Origin of the sequence: Kitasatospora sp. NPDC092039 (assembly GCF_044756065.1) — a bacterium.
Classification (GTDB): Bacteria; Actinomycetota; Actinomycetes; order Streptomycetales; family Streptomycetaceae; genus Kitasatospora.
The window spans coordinates 161423-181254 of sequence record NZ_JBIVSD010000019.1 but is presented as its reverse complement, the minus strand read 5'-3'; the positions used below and the strand labels follow the sequence as shown (position 1 = coordinate 181254).

Below are 19832 nucleotides of genomic sequence, written 5' to 3'. Positions count from 1 at the left end.
CCCCCGGGAACACCGACGACGCCAGGTGCGCGACCACCGCGTCCTCCATCGACGACGTCACGCAGAACCGCTTGCCGAAGGTCTCGGCGGCCCAGGTCAGGACCTCCTGCGCGCTCGCCTCCTCCAGCTCGCGCCCGGCCCGGACGGCGGCCGCCTCGTGGTCAGTCCCGGTGCTGCTCATGTGACGTACCCCCGTGGTTGGTCGGTGACAGCAGTCCGAGGAACTTCAACTGGAAGGCGCGGCGGCATCCGTGGCACTCCCAGGCGCCGTGGCCGGCCTCGGAGGGACGCAGGTCCTCGTCCCCGCAGTACGGGCAGAAGAACGGCGCGGCCCGCTCGCTCACGACAGCTGCTCCTCGGTCGCCCGGGCCGCCCACTGGGCGAAGCGCTCGCCCTCGGTGCGGTCGGCCTGGTAGCGGGTCAGCACGCGCTCGACGTAGTCGGGCAGGCCCGCGCTGGTGACCTTGAGGCCGCGGACCTTGCGGCCGAAGCCGGCCTCCAGGCCGAGCGCGCCGCCGAGGTGCACCTGGTAGCCCTCGACCTGGTCGCCGTTCTCGTCGGTGACCAGCTGGCCCTTGAGGCCGATGTCGGCGACCTGGATGCGGGCGCAGGCGTTCGGGCAACCGTTGATGTTGATGGTCAGCGGCTCGGCGAAGTCCGGCAGGCGCTGCTCCAGCTCGTCGATGAGCGTGCGGCCGCGCTCCTTGGTCTCGACGATGGCGAGCTTGCAGTACTCGATGCCGGTGCAGGCCATGGTGCCGCGGCGGAACGGCGAGGGGGTCACCCGCAGGTCGAGTTCCTCCAGGCCGGCCACCACGGAGTCGACGTGCTCCTCGGCGATGTCGAGGATGAGCATCTTCTGCTCGGCGGTGGTGCGGACCCGGTCGCTGCCGTGGGCGGCGGCGAGGTCGGCGATCCGGCCGAGCAGCTTGCCGTCGACCCGGCCGACGCGCGGCGCGAAGCCGATGTAGAACTTCCCGTCCTTCTGTCGGTGGACGCCGACGTGGTCGCGCCAGCGGGCGGCGGGCTCGGCGGGGGCCGGGCCGTCGACCAGCGGGCGGGCGAGGTACTCCTCCTCCAGCACCCGGCGGAACTTCTCCACGCCCCAGTCGGCGACCAGGAACTTCAGCCGGGCGCGGTTGCGCAGGCGCCGGTAGCCGTAGTCGCGGAAGATGCCGATGACCCCGCCGTAGACGTCCGGCACCTGCTCCAGCGGGACCCAGGCGCCGAGCCGCACGCCCAGCTTGGGGTTGGTGGACAGGCCGCCGCCGACCCACAGGTCGAAGCCGGGGCCGTGCTCGGGGTGGACCACGCCGACGAAGGAGACGTCGTTGATCTCGTGCGCGACGTCCAGCAGCGGGGAGCCGGAGACCGCGCTCTTGAACTTGCGCGGCAGGTTGGAGAACTCCGGGTTGCCGATGAAGCGGCGCTGGATCTCCTCGATGGCGCTGGTGCCGTCGATGATCTCGTCCTCGGCGATGCCGGCCACCGGGGAGCCGAGGATGACGCGCGGGGTGTCGCCGCAGGCCTCGGTGGTGGACAGGCCGACGGCCTCCAGCTTCCGCCAGATCGCCGGGACGTCCTCGATCCGGATCCAGTGGTACTGGATGTTCTGCCGGTCGGTCAGGTCGGCGGTCCCGCGCGCGTACTGCTCGGAGACCTCGGCGACCGCCCGCAGCTGGGGGACGGTCAGCCGGCCGCCGTCGATGCGCACCCGGAGCATGAAGTACTCGGCGTCCAGCTCGTGCGGGTCGAGGATCGCGGTCTTGCCGCCGTCGATGCCCTCCTTGCGCTGGGTGTAGAGCCCCCACCAGCGCATCCGGCCGCGCAGGTCGGCCGGGTCGATCGAGTCGAAGCCCCGGTGCGCGTAGATCGTCTCAATACGTGTCCGCACATTGAGACCGTCGTCGTCCTTCTTGAACTGCTCGTTGGCGTTCAGGGGGGTGTAGTGGCCCATGCCCCACTGGCCCTCACCGCGGTGGCGGGTCGCCTTGCGGGCCGCTGCCGGGCGGCGCTCGGCGGCGCGGTCGGCCGGGGGCTCGACGGTCTCGGGGAAGGTGGCCATGGTGAAGTCCTTCTGGGCAGGTGGCGCTGGCGCCGGATGGGTCGCGGAGCGTGCTCGGCCGTTCGGTGCTGCTCTGACCTGCGGATTCATCAAGGCCTTGAGCGCAGTGACCGGGACCGGGCGGGCGCCTGCGCATCCGCTGCGGCGGGGACGGCGGGGAAGGGCGGCGCCGGGTGCGGTGGTGCGGCGGGGTGGGGCTCAGGTCACCGGACAGATGGCGCTGGACACGCGAAGGAGATCGACGTGGAGTCGACCTACTAGGGTGGTTCCGGCGCTAGGCATGGCAAGAGATTCGCACGGCGCGGGACTCGCGGTCCACTAACATCCGAATGCTGGACGCTGAGGTTTCGTCATGTGGGACATCCGGATGTTCCCGCCGCTCCCCGCCCGGACGTCCGGGCACGCGCCCGCACCACGGGGAGATCAACCGCGCGGCCCCGGCCCGATACGGTTGGCCCTGTGCAAGCAGCAGGCGATACGAGCAGAGCGAACGCCGAGCGGCCCTCCCGGCGAAGGGGCAAGGGCTCCCGGCGCGCGGCCAAACAGGCCACCTGGCGCCGCACGGCGTGGGAGCTGGTGAAGGACACCACCAACACCTGCGTCGAGTACCGGGTCACCGGGCTCGCCGCGGAGGCGGCCTTCTTCACCCTGCTGTCGATCCCACCGCTGCTGCTCGGCCTGGCCGGCACCCTCGGCTACCTCGACGAGTTCCTCGGCGCGGGCACCATCGACCGGCTCAAGCACGACATCGTCTCGGCCTCCGGGACGGTGCTGTCGGACTCCTCCGTCAAGGAGGTCGTGGTCCCGCTGCTCAACCAGGTGTTCGACCACACCCGGCCCGACCTCGTCTCGATCGGCTTCCTGCTGTCGCTGTGGTCCGGCTCCAGAGCGCTCTACATCTTCATCGACACCATCACCGTCATGTACGGGCTCGACGGCAAGCGGGGCATCGTCAAGACCCGCCTGATGTCGCTGGGCCTCTACCTCGGCGCCCTGGTGATCGGCTCGCTGGTGCTGCCGCTGCTGATGGCCGGGCCGGGACTGGTGGAGAACGCCGTGCCGGGCGTGGCCGGGCTGGTCGGCGCCCTCTACTGGCCGGTCGCGATCGTGCTGCTGATCGTCTCGCTGACCACCCTCTACCACCTGGCCGTCCCGGTCTCGACCCCGTGGCGCGAGGACATCCCCGGCGCCCTGGTCGCCCTGGTGGTGCTGGTCTTCTGCAGCGTCGGCCTGCGGCTCTACCTGGTCAGCTCGGTCGAGGGCCCCTCGGTGTACGGCTCGCTGGCGGCGCCGGTGGCGGTGCTGCTGTGGATCTTCGTGGTGGCGCTCGCGGTGCTCATCGGCGCCGCGATGAACGCCGCGATAGACCGCCGCTGGCCCACCCTGGAGACCGCCGACGCGCGCGCCGAGAACGAGCGCGCCCACGAGGAGGCGGCCGCCGCGGTGGTCCGCGAGGTCGCCGCCCGGCGGGCCGTCGAACGGGCCCGGCGGGCGCGCGAACTCGGGCTCGCCGAGGGCGTCGAGGAGGAGTGGGGCGAGGACGAGGGCGAGGACGTGGACGCGCCCTCCGAGTACCCGGAGCGGTGGGCCGACGTGCTGGCCGCCGAGAACGTGCGCGGGCGGCTCACCGCCCGGGGCGGGCCGCACCACCGGCCCGGGCCGCCGCCGCCGGACAGCGACCGGCCGGCGGGACCGGCGGCGGGAGGGCAGCCTGGGGAGCAGGCGGGGAGTCAGGCGGGGGCGGAGCCGGGGGTGCAGCCGGGCGGGGCGCGGCCCGGACCCGTGCCGGGGCCGCCGCCAGGGCCGTCGCAGGGACCGCCGGGGCGGCAGGTACCGGGGTATCCGCCGCGGCCGCCCCGACCGCCGTGGCCGCCGTGGGACGAGCGGTAGGCGGACTTCAGGAACAGGAGCAGGGCCTCTTCCGCGCGTGCGGGGAGGCCCTGTTGCGTCGGTGGCGGGTGCGCACGGTGTCGGCGGTGGGTGGTCGGCGGTGGCCGCCCCGGTCGGCGCGGCCGGTGCGTCCGGCGACAGGCCGTGCACCGGCAGCTCGGGAGGCAATCTGCCGGTGGGCGCCAGGGCGGTGGCGACGCGCCCCGGCGGACGGACTGCGACCGCGGGGGCCGGCAGGCCCGGTTCGGTGTCGCGGTGGCGCGCCGCGAGCCGGCGGCCTTCGCCGGGTGCCGTGGTCCGCACCTCTTGTCAGTCCCTTGTCGGGCACGGGCGGTTCTCGCCGACGGGCAGAACCTTGCCTGGGCACAACACTGTTGGGGCTCGGTAAAGCTTTCCTCAGGTCCGGGTATCGAGTCGGGGCCCGGGTGCGGCGGGGCCGCGTCGGCGGGACACCATGGCCGGGCGCCGGGGTGCCCCGGCGGCGGGCGCCCGATGGTCCGGGACCGCCGGGACGAGCGAGGTGAGCGGGCGGATGGACGCGGTGGTGGACGGCGCGGTGGGTGGCCTGGCGGGCGGACCGGGGGGCCATCTGGTCGGCGGACCCGCTTCGGCGCTCGCCTACAACGGGCCGCCGCCGAGGCAGTGGTCCGACCTGGCGACCTCCTGGACGGCCGAGCCGCTGGTGCTCGCGCTGTCGGTGCTGCTCGGGGCCTGGTACCTGGCGGCGGTGCGCAGGGTCACCCGGGCGGCGGGGGAGCGGGCCGGGTCCGGCGGTGACCGGTCCGGTGGCGGGTGGTCCGGTGGTGGGCGGTCCGGCGACGGGTGGTTCGGTGGTGGACGGTCCGAGGGTGGCCGGTCCGGCGACGGGCGCTGGCAGGCCACCCGTACCGCCGCGTTCCTCGGCGGGCTGCTGCTGTGGGTCTGGTGCACCTGCTCCGGCCTCGGCGTGTACGACCGGATCCTCTTCACCGACCGGGCCGTGCAGGTCGTGCTGCTGCTGATGGTCGTCCCGCTGCTGCTCGCGCTCGGCGCGCCGGTCTCGCTGCTGGTCGAGGCGGCGCCGGCGGCCAGGCGGGAGCGCCTCCTGCGGGCGCTGCGCAGCCGCCCGTCCAAGGTGCTGATGTTCCCGGCGGTCTCCACCGCCCTGCTGATGGCGCCGCCGTGGCTGCTCTACTTCACGCCCTGGTACGAGTGGTCGGTGTCCAGCGGGCTCGGGAACGCGGTGCTGCACCTGGCGCTGGTGCTGCTGGGCCTCGCGTACTTCTGGCCGCGCCTGCAGCTGGACCCGGTCGGGCACGAGTACCCGCACCTGGTCGGGCTGTTCATCACCTTCGCGGAGGTGATCTTCGACGCGGGGCTCGGGATCGTGCTGATCTACGGCGGACACCTGGTCGCCGAGCACTACTACCTGGCGCTCGGGCGCCCGTGGGGCCCGAGCCCGGCACAGGACCAGACCTGGGGCGGCAACGCCTTCTGGGTGCTGGGGGACCTGGTCGGGCTGCCGTTCCTGGCCGCGCTGGTGCGGCGGATGGTGGTGCGGGGGCGGGAGGAGGCCGAGGCGGTGGACGCCGAGCTGGACGCCCGCTTCGCGGCGGCGGCCGCGCGGGCACGGGCGGCGGGGCGGCCGGAGGAGGAGGCGGAGACGGAGGCGGAGATGCGGCCGTGGTGGCTGGACGACCCGAACCTCAAGCACCGGTACGGGGGGTAGGTCGCGCGGGCTGGCGGGTCGACTGGCGGCGGCCGGCTGCGTGTGCGTCAGGCGGGCCAATTTTTGTCCGCCGAGGCCTTCCTGATGCCCTCCGCTCCGCATTTCCGCAGGTCAAAAATAGGTTGGCCCGGGTTCCCCGGTCCGCTAGCGTGTGACACGTCCGGTTCGGGGGCCATTGGGCCGCCCGAGGAGTAGAGAGCAGGAGGTGAACCCCGTGGTCGTTGTCGCCCCGATAGCTGCCCTGGGCAGCACTCGCGTTCACCTCCTTTCCCCGGCCGTCGGCTGAGCCCTTCGCGCCAGCCGTAGCCCGCCGGGACCATCTCCTCCCGAAGGGCCACTGCGTTGTTCAACGCTGCCTCCGTTCCGTCGTTCTCTTCTTCCTCTTCCTCCTCCTCGTTCTCCGACGAGGCCTCCGCGCTGACCGGCTACGGCTGGACGGCCGAGCTCGCGGAGCTGTTCACCCCGCTCGGCGAGGCCGGGCTGCTCCCGGCCCGGATCGTCCGGGTCGACCGCGGCCAGTGCGACGCCGTGATCACCGACCCGGAGACGGGCGAGCCCCGTACCGTCCGGTTCGACACCCGGCCGGTGGGCGACGCCGACATGATCAACTGCCCGTGCACGGGTGACTGGGCGGCGGTCGACCTGTACGCCCAGCCGATGGCCTCCGTCGTCGCGCTGCTGCCGCGCTCCACCGCGATCATCCGCAAGGTGGCCGGCAAGCGCTCCGACGGCCAGGTGCTGGCCGCCAACGTGGACACCGTGCTGATCGCCTCCTCCCTCGCGACCGATCCCGACCTCGGGCGGATCGAGCGCTTCCTCGCCCTGGCCTGGGAGTCCGGCGCCGAACCGCTGGTCGTCCTCACCAAGGCCGACCTCGTCGACGACGCCGACTTCATCCGGGCCGACGTCGAGGCGGTCGCTCCCGGCGTCACGGTGCTCGTGGTGAGCGCCGAGACGGGTGAGGGCATGGACGTGCTCCGCGCCTGCACCCCCGGCACCACCGCGGTGATAGGCCAGTCCGGTGTCGGCAAGTCCACGCTCACCAACGCGCTGGTCGGCTCCGTGGTGATGACCGTCCAGGAGGCCCGCGAGGTCGACCAGAAGGGCCGCCACACCACGACCACCCGCGAGCTGATCCCGCTGCCCGGCGGGGGCGTGCTGATCGACACCCCCGGGCTGCGCGAGGTCGGCCTCTACGGTGGCGAGGGCGTGGACCTGGCCTTCGCCGACATCGCCGAGCTGGCCGAGGAGTGCCGTTTCCACGACTGCGGCCACCGTACCGAGCCGGGGTGCGCGGTGCAGGAGGCGCTGGCCGACGGCACCCTGCCGCAGCGCCGGATGGACAGCTACCTCAAGCTCCAGCGCGAGAACGAGTGGATCGCCTCGCGCTCGGACGCCCGGGTGGCCAAGGAGCGGCTGCAGAAGTGGAAGACGATCACCAAGTCGATGCGAGCCGCGGGAGGTCCGGTGAAGCGCTGAGTCCCGGCACCGGCCGGCCGCCGCAGCAACGGCCGCCGGCCGGCCTCCGCCGGGCCCGCCCGGCTCAGCGGAGGTCGGCCACCACGCGGAAGCGCTGCAGGACCACCGGAGTGGTGTCGTCCACGGTGAAACCCGGGTCATCGAGGGCGTCGAGCATCTCCGGACTGCGCCAGAACCGCTCGTGCACCGCACGCCACTCGGCCACGCTGGTGCACCCCTCGCCCTCGTCCAGGGCGTGCTGGAGGTCGACCTCCGCGAGCGGGACCACGCGGACGTCCGTGGTCTCGATCACGGCGACCCTGTGCTCGTCCGAGTCGACGACCGCGGAGCGCTCCCCGGGCAGCGGCAGGGGGTCGCCCTCGTGCTCGTAGTCGGCGACCAGGCCGGTGGTGCTGGTCTTGGCACCGTCGAGGATCGCGGCGACCAACTGGTCCCGCAGCGGACCGGGGAACGCGAACTCGGCCGGAGGCAGGGCGACGACGCGCGGGTCGTCCGGACCGGTGTAGGGCTGCTGGTCGCTCATGCCGTGAGAGTAACGGCGCGGCGGCCGGCGGGCTCGCGAATTTCGGGCCGGGCGACTCGTCGCGGGCGCCGCACGGAGGGCCCGCCGGCCATGGGCGCATGGCCGGCGGGCGATGGCCGGTGGCCGGTGGGCCGGGAGTCGACGAGTCGCGGGCTCGCGGGCCCACGAGCACGCGAGCTGTAGGGCGACGGGGTCGTGGAGCTGCGGAGCCGCAGGTTCCCCGGGCTCCCGAGGCTTCTCGGGCGAGGCGGGTGGTGGGTGGGGTGGGGGGAGAGGGGGAGGGGGAGGCCCCCCAAAGGAGCGATCAACGGCGATGTCCGATTCCCGCCAGTCACCCCCCTCCCGGTGCCGCAAACTGGACAACGTGATCGACGACGACATCCGGTACCGAGCCGTGGACAGCCGCGACTCCCGCTTCGACGGGGTCTTCTTCACGGCGGTCACCTCCACCGGCATCTACTGCCGTCCGAGCTGCCCGGCCGTGACCCCCAAACGCGTCAACTGCGTCTTCTACCCCAGCGCCGCGGCCGCCCAGGGGGCCGGCTTCCGCGCCTGCCGCCGCTGCCGCCCCGACTCCGTGCCGGGCTCGCCCGAGTGGAACCACCGCGCCGACCTGGTCGGCCGGGCGATGCGCCTGATCGGCGACGGCGTGGTGGACCGCGAGGGCGTCGCCGGTCTGGCCGGCCGCCTCGGCTACAGCTCCCGCCAGCTGCAGCGCCAGTTGACCGCCGAGCTGGGCGCCGGCCCGATCGCGCTGGCCCGCGCCCGCCGCGCGCAGACCGCGCGCCTGCTGCTCCAGACCACCGAACTGTCCGTCACCGACGTCGCGTTCGCGGCCGGCTTCGCCTCCGTGCGCCAGTTCAACGACACCGTGCGCGAGGTCTACGACCGCACCCCCAGCGGCCTGCGCGCCGAGGTCGCCGCCGGCCGCCGCACCGCGACCCCGGCCGGTGGGCTGACCCTGCGCCTCGCCTACCGCGGCGCGCTCGACAGCGAGCACCTGATCGACTTCCTCGCCCTGCGCGCCGTTCCCGGGGTGGAGGAGGTCGTCCCCGGCGCGCGCCCCGGCGTGCGCGTGTACCGCCGCACCCTCGCGCTCCCGTACGGCCACGGCATCGCCGAGGTCGACGGCCTGGCGCCGGGGGAGCCCCGCACCCGCGGCTGGCTCGACTGCCGCCTGCTGCTCGCGGACCTGCGCGACCTGCCGACTGCCGTCCAGCGCCTGCGCATCCTCTTCGACCTGGACGCCGACCCACTCGCGGTCGACGACCAGCTCGGCGCCGACCCGCTGCTCGGCCCGCTGGTCCGCGAGCGCCCCGGTCTGCGCTCGCCCGGCCACGTGGACCCGCACGAGCTCGCCGTCCGCGCCGTCCTCGGCCAGCAGATCAGCGTCGTCGCCGCCCGTACCCTGGCCGGACGGCTCGCCGAGAAGTACGGCACCGCGCTGCCCGAGCCCAGCGGCGGTCTGCGCCTGCTCTTCCCGACCGCGGCGGCCCTGGCCACCGCCGACCCGGAGGACTTCGCGATGCCCGCCGCCCGCCGCCGCGCGCTCACCGGGCTGTGCGCCGCGCTGGCGGAGGGCGTGGTCCGGCTGGACAGCGGGGCCGACCGGGAGGAGGCCGCGGCCGCCCTGCTGGACCTGCCAGGGATCGGCCCCTGGACGGTCGGCTACCTGCGGATGCGGGCCCTGGCCGACCCGGACGTCTTCCTCCCGAGTGACGTGGGCGTCAAGCACGGCCTGCTCCGTCTCGGCGCCGCCGGGGACCCGAAGTCCGCCGCCCGCGCCGCCGAGGCCTGGGCCCCGTGGCGCTCCTACGCCGTCCACCGGCTGTGGGCCGGCCCCGCGAGCCCCGGCCCCAGCACCGGCGGCAAAGTCACCAGCACCAGCACCAGCACCAGCAGCACCGGAACGGAGAACGGACGAGCATGAGCACCACCGTCTACACCACCATGGAGAGCCCCTTCGGCCGGCTGCTGCTCAGCGGGGTGCTGCCCGAGGACGGCGGACCGGCCGCGCTGGCCACCGTCACCGCGCCCGGTCAGAAGTACGCGCTCGCCGAGCCCGCCGGCGACTGGGTGCTCGACCCGGAGGCGCTCGCCGAGCCGGTGGCCCAGCTGACCGCCTACTTCGCCGGCGAGCGCACCGGCTTCGACCTCCCGCTCGCGCCCGAGGGCACCGAGTTCCGCCGCCGGATCTGGGCCGCGCTGGACGAGATCCCGTACGGCAGGACCGTCACCTACGGCGAACTCGCCGAGCTGGCCGGGCAGGAGCCGCGCATGGTCCGGGCGGTCGGCGGCGCGGTGGGCGCCAACCCGCTGCTGATCGTCCGCCCCTGCCACCGGGTGCTGGGCGCCAACGGCGCGCTCACCGGCTTCGCCGCCGGCGTGGACCGCAAGCGCTGGCTGCTGGACCTGGAGGGCGGCGCCCTGTTCTGACCTCCGCAGGCGTCCAGCCGCGCCTTGCGCTCAACTCCATAGGTCCACCCGCCAGTTGTTGCTGCGCATGAGCCGCCCGGGCGGGAACTCGAAGTCCGTCTCGCCGAGCAGCGTGAACCCGGCCTTCGCGCAGACCGCGTTGGAGGCGGCGTTGTCCACCGAGGGGAAGGCGTGCAGGTGGGGGTGCGCGGCTTCGCGGCGGGCGGCCGCGACCGCCGCGCGGGTGGCGGCGACCGCGATGCCCCGCCCCTGGAAGCCGGGCAGCACGTTCCACCCCATCTCGTGGACGGTCCGGCCCTCCCAGAGCCGGGTGCCGTAGCCGACCGTCCCGACTGCCTCACCCTCGGGCAGCAGCACGATCCGGTACATGCAGCCGAGCCCGGACGGGACGAAGTCCAGGTAGCGCCGGTGCCGTACGAGCAGCTGCTCCGGGCTCTCCGGCCCGCCGACGTGCTTCTTCATCTCCGGCGTGTTGACCCGGCGCAGCAGCGCGAGGTCGTCGTCCGTCCAGGGCTCGATCCGTACCTCTGCCCGTACGTCTGCGGTGGTCATGCCGGGGACGTTAGCGCCGGACGGACCCCGGCTACCAGCGGTTTATCCGGCCCCGGGGCCCTGTTCGGCGGTCGACCCCGGTTCGGCCGTGACCTCCCGCTCGGCCGCAGGCCCCTGCTCGGCCCCGGTGCCGGTCCGGGCGAGGGCACGGGCGAGCTCTTCGAGCGCCGGCAGGGCGTCGACGACCGCCGCCCGGTCGGCCGGGTCGAGGGTGCCGAACGCGGTGGCGATCCGCCGCTCGTGGGCGTGCTGCCAGTCGTCCAGCTGCCGCCGGCCGGCCGGTGTGAGGGCGATCCGGGCCGTGCGGCGGTCGCCGGGGTCGGCCTGGCGGTCGACGAACCCGGCGTCGAGCAGCTTGCCGACCAGCCCGCTGACGGTGTTGGGCGCGAGGCGCTGCCGCGAGGCCAGCTCGCCGACCCGCAGCGGTGCGGCGGCCAGCGTCTGGAGGAGTTCGACCTGCGCCATCGGCAGGGACTCCCACGGGTAGTCGGTGCGGATGCTGCTGCGCAGCGCGCGGCGCAGCCGGGTGACGGTGTCGGTCAGCCGCCGGGCGTGCTCGACCGCCGGGTCGGTGCTTCCGGCGGCGGGGTCGGGAACGTGTGGTGACGACGGCATGGCGGACAGCGTATCTCCTGGTGCGGGGCGGTCCGGCGGCCGGTTCGGGGCCCGCGGTCGCACCTGGCCGCGCCTGCTCGCGGCGCCGTCGCGGGTGCCGTCGCGGGCTTCGTGGCAGGCGTCCGTCCGGGGCACCGCCCGTACCGTGGGAGGCAACCCGTCGTAGAGCGATCTGCTCGTAGCACGAACATATCTGTATCCGATATATTCGTGCACATGAACGCCGCCACCCTCGCCTCGCGGCTGCTCACCGAGCGGCCCCGGCCGCGCGGCATAGCCGACTGGCGCCACGCCCACTGGCTCGCCGTCGCCACGGTCTGCCTCGGAGCCTTCCTCGGCCAGCTCGACGCGAGCGTCATCGCCCTGGTCTTCCCCGCCATCGGCCGCGACTTCGACGCGGGGTTCGCCGCCGTCGAGTGGGTCGCCCTGGCCTACCTGCTGGTCCTGGTCGCCCTGCTGGCCCCGATCGGCTGGCTCTCCGACCGGGTCGGCCGCAAGACGATGTACATCGGCGGCTTCGCGGTCTTCGGCCTCTCCTCGCTCGGCGCCGGATTCGCCGGCGGCCTCTGGGCCCTGGTCGGCTGCCGCGCCGTCCAGGCGGTCGGCGCCGCGATGATGCAGGCCAACAGCGTCGCCCTGGTGGCGCGCGGCGTCCCCGAGCGCGCGATGCGGCGCGCGCTCGGCATCCAGGCCTCAGCCCAGGGCCTCGGCCTGGCGCTCGGACCCAGCCTCGGCGGACTGCTGGTGGAGCACGCCTCGTGGCGCTGGGTGTTCTGGGTCAACGTGCCGATCGCGGTCTTCGGCATCGTGGCCGGCTGGTACCTGCTGCCCCGCACCCGCACCTGCGCGTCGGACGCCCCGGCCGCCCCGGCCGCCGTGCCGGGCCCCCGCCTCGCCGGGGCCGGCCGCAGCGAAGCCCGTCTCTCCGAAGCCCGGCACAGCGAAGCCCGTCTCTCCGAAGCCCGACTCGACGGGCCCCGCGAGGACGCCCGCTTCGACCTGCCCGGCATGCTGCTGCTCACCGGGGCGACCACCGCGCTGCTGCTCGCCCTGTCCACCGCCTCCGGACTGCCCCTGCCCGGCTGGGCGGTGGCCGCCCTGCTGCTCGCCTCCACCGCCCTCACCCTGGCGCTGGTGCGCCAGGAACGGCGGGCCGCCCGGCCGATCCTGGCACCCGGCCTGATCAACACCTCGGGTGTGCGCTCCGGCCTGGTGGTGGCACTGATCGGCTACCTACTGCTGTTCTGCCCGCTGGTGCTGGGCCCGGTGCTGCTCACCGGCGCGGGGGTGTCGACGGCCCACGCGGGCCTGGTGGTCACCCTGCTGCCCGCCGCGTTCGCGTTCGCCGCGACGGTCGGTGGCGGGCTGCTGCCCCGTGCCTGGTCGGACGTGACCAGGTGCCGCCTCGGCGCACTGCTCGCGGCCGCCGGACTGCTGCTGTTCGCCGTGCTTCCGGCCTCGGTCGCGGCGGCGCCCCCGCTGCTGATCGCCGGGTACGGGCTGGGCCTGCTGCTGCCCGCCAACAACGCGCTGGTGATGCGGGCGATCCCGGCGCAGTGCTCGGCGGTCGGCGGCGGCATGGTGAACATGGCCCGCAGCCTGGGTACGGCCCTCGGCATGGCGCTGTCCGTCCTCGGCGTCCACCTGGCGGGCGCCGAGTCCGGTGGGCGGACGGTCCTCCTCATCCTCGCCGCCGTCGCGGCCGCGGCCGCGCTCCTCACCCGGCCCGCCCGGGCCTGAGGGCCACGGCGGGGAGGAACCGGCAGAACGGCGGACGGCCGGGGCGCGGCGGGGACGGTACGGGACCGTCCCCGCCGGCGCCCCGGCCGTCCGGGGAGAACGCGGGGCTCACGGAGCACACGGAGCACACGGCCTGCGGAACGCCCGCAATGCCCGCAACGCCCGGAGCGCGCCCGAGGCGGCCCAGCCGCGGAGGGTGCGGAGCGGTCGCTCAGGAGGCGGGTACGCCGGGGGCGGCGCCGCGCTCCTTGAGCATGTCGGTCATCAGCTGGAGCTCGGAGGTCTGGCCGACCACCATCGACTGCGCGAGCCGCTTCTCCGTCTCGTTCCCGGCCTTGTCGACGTAGCCCTGGGCCATCTCGACGCCGCCCTTGTGGTGCTCGATCATCAGCTGGAGGTAGTACACCTCGGCGTCCCGCCCGCTGAGCGTGCGCAGCTTCGCGATCTGGGTGTTGGTGGCCATGCCGGGCATCAGCGAACCGTCGTGGGCCTGGTACTCGTGGCCCATCTTCATCCACGCCATCGGCGTGGCGGTCGCGTGCTGGGACAGCCCCCACTGGTCGAGCCAGCCCATCATCATCCCGCGCTGGTTGGCCTGGGTGTTGATGATGTCGAAGGCCAGGGTGCGGGTCGGCTCGTCGGCGGTGCGGTCCCGGACGACGAACGACAGGTCCACGGCCTGCTGGTGGTGGGTGGCCATGTCGCGGGCGAACCCGGCCTCGGGGGAGTCGTCGGCCGGGACGGACAGCGTGGACGAGCCGGACGCGGAGGTCCCGCTCGCCACCAGGGCCGGCACCCCGAGCGCCAGCGCCACGGCGGCGGCCAGCGCGGCCGGCCACCACATCCGGCGGCGGTGCGAGGGGCCGCCCTCCTCGACGGCGTCCGCCTCGGCGTGCGCGGCGTCCTCCGTCACGGCCCCGTCGGGGCGGCCCGGCTCGGCGGTCACATCTGCCCCATGGTGCAGGAGGCGCCCGGCTCCTGGGTCTGCTTGCCCTGGACGTACTTGGTGAAGAACTGCTCCACCCGCGGGTCGCTGGCGCTCTCCACGATCAGCTGGGTGCTCCAGGCGTTGAGGGTGATGGTGCCCTCCTCGTCCGGGTACGGGCTCATCAGCGAGTACGGGGTCTTCTTGACCTTGTCGGAGAGGGTCTTGAGGTCGTCCGGCGTGGCCTTGCCGTTGTACGTCACCCAGACCGCGCCGTGCTCCAGCGAGTGGACGGCGCGCTCGTTCTCGACCGGCTGGTCGTAGACGTGGCCCATGCAGTCCAGCCAGATCGCGTTGTGGTCGCCGCCGACCGGCGGGGTCATCGGGTACGTGACCTTGTCCTTGACGTGGGTGCGGCTCAGTTCGCCGAATGTCTTCACACCCGGGATGTCCGCGTTGGCGGCGGTCTCCTTGTCCTTCTTCTTCTGGTTCTGGTCCATGACGACCCAGGTGCCGGTGGCTATCGCACCGATCACCAGCACGCCTGCCGCCACCGAGGCGAAGATCTTGTTGCGGCGGTCGCGGCGCTGCTCGGCGGCGCGCAGCTCGGCGATCCGGGCGCGGCGGTCGCCGCCGGCCTGCTTGCCGCCGGGCTTGTTGGACTGCTTGGAAGCGGAACCCATGGTGGTCGTCCTTGTCCCCGCCGCACCGGGTCGGTGGCGGCGGTCAGCTGGAGTGAGAGGAAGGGCGGATCCGTCGGCGGTCGTGCCGACGGCGGGTTCCACTCAGGACCGGTGGACCTGGAGTTCGTGCAGGTCGGGAACCGGGTGCGAGCCGTCCAGCAGACCGGTCGGCACCACCCGGGGCAGCGCCTCGGGCGCGGCGGGGGTCAGCGGTGACACGGCGGGCTGCGGCTGCGGCGGCGGGTTCGGCAGCTGGGCGTCCTGCGGGCAGTACGGGTGGCTGGAGCAGCCGTTGTTGCGCGGCGGCTGGCCGTCGGCGGTGCAGAGGATCCAGTGCCCCTGCTCCTCGGCCGTCCGGTGGTGGTCCGAGGACTGCGCGGACTTGGTGACCTTCGCGGCGCGGCCGCTGTGGGAGGTCTGCCCGGTGGCGACCTGGACATTGACCACACTGACGACGGTGACGGCGCCGACCGTGGCCGAGGGCGGCGCCGGATGCCCGGAGCCGTCCGCCGCCTTCGCCGGGCCCGCGCAGGGCAGCAGCGTCAGCAGCGCGGCGAGCAGCAGGACCAACAGCCGACCCACCGGGCGGCCCGCGGACGCGGCCCTCCCCGGTCGGGGTGAACTGGGGGCCGACGCGGTCATGCGCACATTTAATCAGCCGAACGAGTGATGCGATGCCCCCCATTGGCCCCCATTTTCGGCGGCCAGGACACCCGGATGGCCAGGAAACGCCCTGCTCCGGACACATCCGGCAAGCGCGGACGGAACGGAAGCGGACGAACCGATGACGTACCCGGCGCCGGTCCGGCGAACCGGCTGGTGAGCGCGGTGGCCGGGACTTTCCGGTGGGTGACCGGTTGTCGCCGAAACCCGGACAGGGCCGTCGCGGGTGGAGAACAATGTCGTCAGCCCGGCCCGCCGGGGGCGGCGCGACCACGGAACGACCAGGAGCCGTCAGATGAGCAAGCAGGGTGCACCCGCACAACCGCACCGGCCGGACGACGGTTGGTGGGACGCCGTCTACGACGGTCCGACGGGCACCCTCCCGGACACCCCGCACGCCGACCCGGGGGACGGCAGCGTGGACGACTGGTTCGACACGGCGGTCGGGCTCATCGGGCAGCAGCGGTCGGCGGAGCCGGAGGCGCAGCCTGAACCGGAGGCGCAGCCTGAACCAGAAGCGGAGGCGAAGGCGGAATCCGAGCCGGAGACGCCCGGTGAGCCTGACGGTTCCGAGGGGCCGGCGGGCTTGCCGGGCCCAGGGGGCTCTGAGATCTCAGCGGGCTCGGACAACCGGGACAGCATCGACGACTGGTTCGACACCGCGGTCGGCGTGATCGGAGGCACGGAGGGGATCGGGAGTCGGACCTCCACCGAGACCCACCAGTTCCCGGCCCCCGCCTTCGCCGACGACGCACCGAAGGCGGCACCGGAGCCGGAGGCCGTACCGGTCTCGGACCCGGTCTCCCTGGAGAAGCCCACCCCGGTGCCCACCCCCGAACCTGCGCCCGAGCCCGAGCCCGTCGTCGAGGCACAGCCCGAGGCCGGACCCGATCCCGAACCTGCGCCCGAGCCCGAGCCCGTCGTCGAGGCACAGCCCGAAGCTGGGCCCGAACCCGATCCCGAACCGGAGCCCGAGCCTGGGCCCGTCCACGCCCCGGAGCCCGACTCCGACCCCGACCCTGAGCTCGTGGTCCAGGCCGCGGCCGTCCCGGACCCCCGCCTGGCCGTCCGCGCACCGCTCGCCGACGGCGGCGCCGCCGTCCCCCACGTCGGCGAACGCCCTCCGACCTACGGACCCGAGCCGACGGCCGTACCCGAGGCGGACCCGGGCGCACTGCGCGCGCTCGTACCGGACACCGTGCTGGACGGCGCCCAGTACGGATCGTCCGTGCTGCGTGCCGCCTCCGTGCGGGGTGACTCCGCGCGCTACCGGGGCGAGCCGCGCCGCGACTCCCTGTTGGTCACCCGGTTCGGCGAGGGGCCCGACGGCCTGCTGCTCGCCGTCCTCGGCGGCTTCGACCGTACGGGCGGGACTGCCGAGGAGGAGGCGGTCACCGCGGGCGCGGTCGCAGCTGCCACCGGGGAGGCGTGCCACCAGCTCGCCGCCGCGATCGGGCGCAGCCGGGCCGGACTGGCCGCAGACCTGCGCGACGGCGCCCGCGACCGGCTCCGCTACGGCCTCCAGCGCCTGGCCACCGGTGCGGCCGCCCCGCTGCGCGCCCTGGTGCCCCGGGCCGAGGGGGACGACAGCTCGTCACCGGCCTCGCTGCACTGCCTGATGGTGTCGCTCGACCCGGAGGCCGGCTACCGCGCGGCCTTCGGCATCGGGCCGGGCGGGCTCTACCTGCTGCGTTCCGGCCACTGGATCGACGCCTACGCGGCCCGACTCCTGCACCACCCGGACGGTCAGCCGCCGGTCCCCGAGGCTCCGGCCCCCGGCCCGCGCCCGTTCCGCTTCCGGCTCGTCCCCGCGACGCCGGGCGACATCCTCCTCCTCTGCGCCCCTGGCCTGGCCCGCCCCATCGCCGACGAACCGGCCGTCGCCCACTTCCTCTCCTCCCACTGGACCCACCCCCACCCCCCGGGCACCGTCGACTTCCTCCGCCAGGTCCAGGTCCGCGCCAAGGGCTACGCCGACGACCGCACAGCCGCCGCCATCTGGACCGAGTGACCCCGGCCCAACCTGCGCGACCCCACCCCCGCACGGGAAGTCGGCCCGGCCGACTTCTCACGCCCCGCCCCCCGCTTCCCCTACCGCGCAGGAAGTCGGCCCTGCCGACTTCCTGCGTGCGGTGCCAGGGCGACCGGGCGGACTCCTTTGCGAAGGTGCCTGGCCCGACAAATATGTAGACCGATCTGCATATTAATTTCCCGGAGGGCCAGGTTCAGAGGCTGAGCGCTGCGCGAAAAGTCGGTCTGATCGACTTCTCGTGTACTGGTGCTCAGGTCGCTGCCGTAGTGGAGAGAGCTCGTGGGTGCATGGGCGAAGCGAATATGTAGACCGGTCTGCATATCCGAGGCAGAGGGAGCGTTGGGTGTTCACGCAGGAAGTCGGTTGGGTCGACTTCCTGTGCGCGGGGCTTAAGAGAGTAAATCTGTAGACCGGTCTGCATATTTATCCCCCAGGGTCACGTTCGCAGGCTCACCCTGCGGGAGAAGTCGGTCTGGTCGACTTCTCGTGTGCAGGTGTTCAGGTCGCCACCGTAGGGAGGGGGTCAGTGGGTGTTCGGGCAGGGCGAATGTGTAGACCGGTCTGCATATTCGGTGGCAGGGAGCGCTGGGTGGTCGCGTAGGAAGTCGGTTGGGTCGACTTCCTATGCGCGGGGGTGCCTGCATGCGCGCGAATCTGTAGCCCGATCTGCACATCCAGCCGGCTAGTCGGGTGTTCGCGCGAGAAGTCGGCCCCGCCGACTTCTCGCGCAGGGCCAGGGCCACCGGCTGGCGGCGGGCGCAGGGGCGCAGGGGGGTCAGGTGCGGAGGAGGATGGTGGTGACGGCGGTGGCCTGGGTGAGGGCGGCGGGGCGGTGGGCGTCGGGGAGGCCGATGGCGATGGGGACGGCGAGGCCGTCGAGCAGGGCGCGGATCTGCACCGCGCGGTCGGCGGCGGGGCCCGGGGTGAAGTGGCCGGTGGCGGTGCCCTCCTCGATGAGGGCGACCAGGTCGGCCTGCCAGGGTGCCTCGATCTCCTGCTGGCCCTGCCGGATCTCGGAGCTCGCGGGGGAGCGGCCCCACACCTCGACCCAGAGGATCCAGCGCGGGTCCCCGGCCCCCTCCGGCAGGTAGAGGCGCAGGTAGGCGTCGAGGCGCTGCCAGGGGTCGAGGGCGCGGTCGGCGAGGGCCTCGCGGCGGCGGGCGCCGAGCTGGTCCTCGCTCCAGCGGAGGGTCTCCAGCAGCAGCTGGTCCTTGCTGCCGAAGTAGTAGAGCAGGTGCCCGGCGCTCATCTGGAGCTGCTTGCCGAGCCCGGCCATGGTGAGTCCGGCGAGCCCGTGTTCGGCGATCGCGGCCCGGGCGGCGGCGAAGACCTCCTCGCGGGGTCGGGCCGGCCGGCGCGGGCGGGGGTCGGCCATGTGCGGATCTCCTCGGTGGCACGGCGCACGGAAGGCTGCCCGGCGCTCGGAAGGCGGCCCGGGTGGGAGCGCGCGGCTCCCACCCGGGTGGGGTGTCAGAGCGCCTTCGGCTGCTGCTGGGTGATGCAGTGGATACCGCCGCCGTTGGCGAAGATCTCGCGGGCGTCGACGAGTTCGACGGTGCGCCCCGGGTAGGCCTCGGCGAGGATGTCGGCGGCCTGCTGGTCGCGCGGGTCGTCGAAGGCGCACAGGATCACGGCGCCGTTGGCCACGTAGTGGTTGATGTACGAGTAGTCGACCGGCTCGCCGTCCTCGTCCAGCAGGACGGTGGGGGCGGGCAGTTCGATGACCTCCAGCGGCCGGCCCCGGGCGTCGGTCGAGGCCCGCAGGACGGCGACCAGCTCGCGGCAGACCTCGTGGTCCGGGTGCGCGGGGTCGGGCTGGACGTGGGCTACCACGACGCCGGGGCGCACGAAGGAGGCGACGATGTCGATGTGCCCGCGGGTGCCGAACTCGTCGTAGTCGCGGGTGAGCCCGCGCGGCAGCCAGATCGCCTTGGTGGTGCCGAGGAAGGCGTGCAGCTCGGCCTCGACCTCCTCCCTGGTCCAGTCCGCGTTGCGGCCCTCGCCGAGCTGGACGGTCTCGGTGACCAGCACCGTGCCCTCGCCGTCGACGTGGATGCCGCCGCCCTCGTTGATCAGCCGGGAGGCGAAGCGCCGCGCCTGCGTCAGTTCGCCGATGTGCTCGGCGATGTGCTGGTCCTTGTCCCAGCGGGCCCAGGACTGCGCGCCCCAGCCGTTGAAGATCCAGTCGGCGGCGGCCAGCGAGCCCTTGCCGTCGATCAGGAAGGACGGGCCGATGTCGCGCATCCACGCGTCGTTCAGCGGGCGCTCGACGATCTCGACCCGCTCGGAGACGTACTTGCGCGCCTCCGCGGTCTCACCGGTGTTGACGACCAGCGTCACCGGCTCGTACCCGGCGATGGTGTCGGCGACGGCGGCCCAGGCCTGGCGGGCGGCGTGCAGCTGCTCGGGGCCGTCGAAGGTGGGGTTGGCGGTGGGGAAGGCCATCCAGGTGCGGTCGTGCGGGTGCCACTCGGCGGGCATCCGGTAGCCGAGCGAGGCGGGGGTGGGGGTGGTCATCGTC

At 73.8% G+C, this 19832-nt stretch carries 18 protein-coding genes and 1 pseudogene; 7 read left to right on the top strand and 12 right to left on the bottom strand.

Annotated elements, in window-relative coordinates:
* The 4 genes and pseudogenes from ACIQI7_RS31145 to ACIQI7_RS31130 form a co-directional block, all read right to left on the bottom strand.
* Nucleotides 1–181 (bottom strand): annotated as a pseudogene (locus ACIQI7_RS31145) (phosphoadenylyl-sulfate reductase); the annotation flags it as partial.
* The gene (locus ACIQI7_RS31140; RefSeq protein ID WP_030060859.1) at nt 162–344 is read right to left on the bottom strand and encodes a hypothetical protein; all 183 of its coding nucleotides are present in this window, start codon (nt 342–344) and stop codon (nt 162–164) included. The pseudogene ACIQI7_RS31145 and the gene ACIQI7_RS31140, both read right to left, overlap by 20 nt.
* Complete coding sequence (locus ACIQI7_RS31135) at nt 341–2065, bottom strand: nitrite/sulfite reductase (RefSeq protein WP_401116544.1); 1725 nt, start codon at nt 2063–2065, stop codon at nt 341–343. The genes ACIQI7_RS31140 and ACIQI7_RS31135 overlap by 4 nt, the downstream gene beginning before the upstream one ends.
* Nucleotides 2066–2263: 198 nt before the next feature.
* Entirely contained in the window at nt 2264–2347 is an 84-nt protein-coding gene (locus tag ACIQI7_RS31130) for a putative leader peptide (protein ID WP_310593185.1), read from the bottom strand.
* 177 nt (nt 2348–2524) lie between these two features.
* Here ACIQI7_RS31130 and ACIQI7_RS31125 point away from each other — a divergent pair, with 177 nt between their 5' ends.
* The 3 genes from ACIQI7_RS31125 to rsgA all read left to right on the top strand — a co-directional run bounded on the left by ACIQI7_RS31125 (nt 2525) and on the right by rsgA (nt 7142).
* Nucleotides 2525–3955: a YihY/virulence factor BrkB family protein gene (locus ACIQI7_RS31125; protein ID WP_401116540.1), complete on the top strand. Its 1431-nt coding sequence runs from the start codon at nt 2525–2527 to the stop codon at nt 3953–3955.
* 520 nt (nt 3956–4475) lie between these two features.
* On the top strand, nt 4476–5663 hold the full coding sequence (locus ACIQI7_RS31120; protein WP_401116537.1) for a cytochrome c oxidase assembly protein: 1188 nt from the start codon (nt 4476–4478) through the stop codon (nt 5661–5663).
* Nucleotides 5664–6005: 342 nt separating this feature from the next.
* On the top strand, nt 6006–7142 hold the full coding sequence (gene rsgA / locus ACIQI7_RS31115) for a ribosome small subunit-dependent GTPase A (RefSeq protein ID WP_401116534.1): 1137 nt from the start codon (nt 6006–6008) through the stop codon (nt 7140–7142).
* A gap of 64 nt (nt 7143–7206) precedes the next feature.
* Here rsgA and ACIQI7_RS31110 read toward each other — a convergent pair whose 3' ends face one another.
* Nucleotides 7207–7665, bottom strand: a complete 459-nt coding sequence (locus ACIQI7_RS31110; RefSeq protein WP_401116531.1) for an ASCH domain-containing protein — start codon at nt 7663–7665, stop codon at nt 7207–7209.
* A 313-nt stretch (nt 7666–7978) separates the two neighbouring features.
* Here ACIQI7_RS31110 and ACIQI7_RS31105 point away from each other — a divergent pair, with 313 nt between their 5' ends.
* A complete protein-coding gene (locus tag ACIQI7_RS31105) occupies nt 7979–9595 on the top strand; it encodes a DNA-3-methyladenine glycosylase 2 family protein (protein ID WP_401116528.1) in 1617 nt (538 codons plus the stop codon).
* Nucleotides 9592–10101 (top strand): methylated-DNA--[protein]-cysteine S-methyltransferase, encoded by a 510-nt coding sequence (locus ACIQI7_RS31100; protein ID WP_401116525.1) that lies wholly within the window; start codon nt 9592–9594, stop codon nt 10099–10101. Before ACIQI7_RS31105 ends, ACIQI7_RS31100 begins: the two co-directional genes overlap by 4 nt.
* Nucleotides 10102–10131: 30 nt before the next feature.
* Here ACIQI7_RS31100 and ACIQI7_RS31095 read toward each other — a convergent pair whose 3' ends face one another.
* Both ACIQI7_RS31095 and ACIQI7_RS31090 read right to left on the bottom strand, forming a co-directional pair.
* Complete coding sequence (locus tag ACIQI7_RS31095) at nt 10132–10653, bottom strand: GNAT family N-acetyltransferase (RefSeq protein WP_401116522.1); 522 nt, start codon at nt 10651–10653, stop codon at nt 10132–10134.
* A gap of 42 nt (nt 10654–10695) precedes the next feature.
* Entirely contained in the window at nt 10696–11268 is a 573-nt protein-coding gene (locus tag ACIQI7_RS31090; protein ID WP_401116519.1) for a MarR family winged helix-turn-helix transcriptional regulator, read from the bottom strand.
* 216 nt (nt 11269–11484) lie between these two features.
* Here ACIQI7_RS31090 and ACIQI7_RS31085 point away from each other — a divergent pair, with 216 nt between their 5' ends.
* Nucleotides 11485–13008, top strand: a complete 1524-nt coding sequence (locus tag ACIQI7_RS31085) for an MFS transporter (protein WP_401116516.1) — start codon at nt 11485–11487, stop codon at nt 13006–13008.
* A gap of 211 nt (nt 13009–13219) precedes the next feature.
* Here the strand turns inward: ACIQI7_RS31085 and ACIQI7_RS31080 are convergent, their stop codons facing one another.
* The 3 genes from ACIQI7_RS31080 to ACIQI7_RS31070 all read right to left on the bottom strand — a co-directional run bounded on the left by ACIQI7_RS31080 (nt 13220) and on the right by ACIQI7_RS31070 (nt 15258).
* Nucleotides 13220–13954 (bottom strand): DUF305 domain-containing protein, encoded by a 735-nt coding sequence (locus ACIQI7_RS31080; protein ID WP_401116513.1) that lies wholly within the window; start codon nt 13952–13954, stop codon nt 13220–13222.
* Complete coding sequence (locus tag ACIQI7_RS31075) at nt 13951–14616, bottom strand: DUF3105 domain-containing protein (protein WP_387758082.1); 666 nt, start codon at nt 14614–14616, stop codon at nt 13951–13953. The genes ACIQI7_RS31080 and ACIQI7_RS31075 overlap by 4 nt, the downstream gene beginning before the upstream one ends.
* Before the next feature lie 102 nt (nt 14617–14718).
* Nucleotides 14719–15258 (bottom strand): hypothetical protein, encoded by a 540-nt coding sequence (locus ACIQI7_RS31070; RefSeq protein WP_401116509.1) that lies wholly within the window; start codon nt 15256–15258, stop codon nt 14719–14721.
* A gap of 316 nt (nt 15259–15574) precedes the next feature.
* On the opposite strand from ACIQI7_RS31070, the gene ACIQI7_RS31065 reads away from it, so the two are divergent.
* A complete protein-coding gene (locus tag ACIQI7_RS31065; RefSeq protein WP_401116506.1) occupies nt 15575–17290 on the top strand; it encodes a hypothetical protein in 1716 nt (571 codons plus the stop codon).
* Between the two features lie 796 nt (nt 17291–18086).
* Here ACIQI7_RS31065 and ACIQI7_RS31060 read toward each other — a convergent pair.
* Nucleotides 18087–18686, bottom strand: coding sequence for a TetR/AcrR family transcriptional regulator (locus tag ACIQI7_RS31060; RefSeq protein ID WP_401116503.1), 600 nt, complete (start codon nt 18684–18686; stop codon nt 18087–18089).
* Nucleotides 18687–18781: 95 nt separating this feature from the next.
* Nucleotides 18782–19828 (bottom strand): agmatine/peptidylarginine deiminase, encoded by a 1047-nt coding sequence (locus tag ACIQI7_RS31055; RefSeq protein ID WP_401116500.1) that lies wholly within the window; start codon nt 19826–19828, stop codon nt 18782–18784.
* Nucleotides 19829–19832 lie beyond the last annotated feature (4 nt).